A 683-nucleotide genomic window follows, 5' to 3' on the forward strand; every position below is an offset into this window, starting at 1 on the left:
TGTGTTGGATCATTAGGGTAAACCGTTGGTGGAACTTCCACTGTACCTGTTGGTGGTTGTGGAATCCATGAACCAAGTTTCACATAAGTAACGACTTCTGTGATGTTTCCTGTTGTTTCTGTCGCAGCGACATTGGCAACAGTTGAATCAAGTTTTACCTTAGTACCGTTGTTGGTTGCTTCTTTTGCGATGTAACCCTCAACTGTTGGCAATGGATGCCCTTCCAGAGTCGCATCGCCACCTTTAGCTGTCCAGTCGGTCCAAGTCACTTCACCTGTTACATGGTTGATTTCACCTGTACGTTCGAAGATAACTGAATTGCTTGAGCCTGCAGCTACTTCTTTACCTGTAGCGTCCACATAGGTTACTGTACGAGTGATAGTACGTGTAACATCATCAACACCATTATCTGTTGGCCATTTTGGTCCATCTGGATTGTTCGGATCAATTGGCTCACCTGGTTTACCTGGTTGGTCTGGGGTGATTGGGGATACTTTTGGTGTCAATTCGAAGACGAAGTCTTGGGAATTGCCGTCGATGTTATCGAAGGTCCCTGTTGAGCTGTAGTTGTCTTTGTTCACTACGGTGTAGCCAAGGTTTTCAAATTCCTTAATCTTAGCAGCTGGATCAAAGCCAAACTCATCCCCTGTTTTACCATTGAGGGTTTCTGTGAATTTCACTGA

1 protein-coding gene is annotated in these 683 nt (G+C 44.9%); it reads right to left on the reverse strand.

The window, feature by feature from the left end:
• Positions 1–683: mucin-binding protein (locus C1E99_RS14700; protein WP_419580078.1), on the reverse strand; the 683-nt coding region annotated here is incomplete at both ends.

Source organism: Streptococcus suis, assembly GCF_002964045.1.
GTDB classification, from domain to species: Bacteria; Bacillota; Bacilli; order Lactobacillales; family Streptococcaceae; genus Streptococcus; species Streptococcus suis_U.